Source organism: Micromonospora sp. CPCC 206060 (assembly GCF_036906895.1).
In the GTDB taxonomy this organism is placed as follows: domain Bacteria; phylum Actinomycetota; class Actinomycetes; order Mycobacteriales; family Micromonosporaceae; genus Micromonospora.
In genome coordinates, this window is record NZ_JBAKHU010000194.1 from 1 (window position 1) to 1953 (window position 1953).

At 67.6% G+C, this 1953-nt stretch carries 2 protein-coding genes; both read right to left on the minus strand.

Going from position 1 to position 1953, the window contains the following annotated elements; translation table 11 throughout:
- Positions 1-583: 583 nt before the first annotated feature.
- Entirely contained in the window at positions 584-1333 is a 750-nt protein-coding gene (locus V6U90_RS33160) for an ISAs1 family transposase (protein WP_334445086.1), read from the minus strand.
- A 100-nt stretch (positions 1334-1433) separates the two neighbouring features.
- On the minus strand, positions 1434-1953 hold a 520-nt coding region (locus tag V6U90_RS33165), incomplete at its 5' end, for a group II intron maturase-specific domain-containing protein (protein WP_334445088.1).

A 1953-nucleotide genomic window follows, 5' to 3' on the forward strand; every position in this document is an offset into this window, starting at 1 on the left:
CGGCGGCGGCGGCCAACGCGCAACGCTCCTTCCCTGCCCCCAATCAGGGGCACCCAGTGCGAACCAGTCAGCCACGTGCAAACTAGCCGCGCTGACCGCCGCTCATGTCCGGCACCAAAATTGTGCCGGTCTCCTCCGTGTTGACCCCGACACGGTGAGGGAGGTCCCACTTCTCGCCCTGGAAGCCGACCGCCTCACCCAACCCGGCATACGCCACGAGCACAATACTCGCGAGCAAACCCCCCCCACGGCCGCGCGGGCCTCGAAAAGTTCCCCATACTCGCGGCCGACCGCGCCGGGCGCCGCCGCGCCCGGCACGATCAGCCAGCAACGCGGCGGTACCCGCCATCGTCTTCCGCCCAGCGCCCTCACCAGCGAGACGCGCCGTCGCCACCACCAGGCCAGCCAACCCGGCCGGCCCGAGCCGCCGATGGGCGTCCCCATCGGAGGTGATCCGAATCAGCTCGCCCTGCCCACCCACGGTCACCAACAACAGCTTCTTCTACCCACTCCATGATGGCCCGTCAAGCCCCGGGTTTGATGGAGAGTTGGTCAGCTGGTTTTCAGTGGGCATTCGACAGGGTCATTGCATGTTGGGGTAACTGCTGGTCACGGCCTGAATGAGGTCGTCTGATCGTCGGTCGGCCCGTCGGTTGGCGCGGGCGATGTTGGTTTCGCCGTTGATGCGGTGCCAGCCGATCGCGGTGTTACGCAGGGTGGCCATGACGGCGGGGCCGGTACCGGTCCGGGCCTGATGTTGGTCTTCACGGAAGGTGACATCTCTGACGTTGTGGACCTGGTTCTCGATCAACCACTCTGCTCTGGCCCAGTGCTGCAGGTCGGTGGGTTGGGCGTCGGCGGCGGGCAGGGACGTGATCAGGTAGGCGGTCTCGCGGCTGGTCTTGCCGCCGGTGGTGCGGGTGCGGGTGATCCGGACTGCTTGCTGGGCGTGCGGGAACGCGATCCCGCCCGGGGTGTGCGGGGTGACGGCTTTGACGGTGCGGGTCTCGGTGCGGCCGTGACCACGGTCGCGGGTGCGGTCACCGACCGGGACCTGCGCCCAGGGCAACGTCTTGAGCTGGGTGAACAGGGTTGGCTGGTTGCCCTTGGCCTGCAGAAACAGGTGAGCGCCGCGGGCGGTGATCTGCTCGGCGTGAGACGTCTGGGTATGCGGGGCGTCGGCGACGAACAGGACGCCGTCCAGATTGCCGAGCACGCGCTCGACAGCGTCCAGCAGTGGGGTGAAGGCGGGGATTTCGTTGCTTTTCGTGTCGACCGTGACCTGGGCCAGGACGATGCCGGTGCTGGTGTCCAGCGCGGACAGCAGGTGCACCTGACGGCCGTCGCCCAGGCGGGCGCCGTCGGGTAGCCCCGGCGCATTGCTGCACCGGGGCCCCCTCAGAACCGGACGTGCGACTTTCACCGCATCCGGCTCAAGCAAGTCCCGCAGGGCGTCGCAGGGTGTAGGGCGCGGGGCCTGGTGCTGTAGGCGTGTCCGGTGGCAGTCGGCGTCGTCGTCGCTGTCGCCAGTAGTAGGTCAGAGCCGGGTCGTCCGGAGACGCGTCGGCGTTGACCATCTGGTGTCGGCGGATGGGTGTCCAGGACAAGCGGGTCAGGCAGGCGCCGGTGTCCCGGTCGCCGAAGAGCCATCGGTCTTGCCTGGTCGGGTGGAACCGCCCGAAGTAGCGGTTCACGATCCATCGGTAGGACTTCGTCTCGTGCCGGTGTCTGGCCCACTTGAGCATCGTCCACACGAGCGTGGAATCGATGTCGTTGAAGACCTTCTTGGACACGACCGTGCGGTAGTACGCGGCCCAGCCACGCAGGATCGGGTTGAGTCTGCTGATCACAGCTAGCGCGTTCGCGCCGTGGAGATTGCGGACCTCGGACCGCAGCCGGGCGCGGAACCGTTTGACGGCCGCTTTCGATGGTGTGATCAGCAGCTTGCCCGGG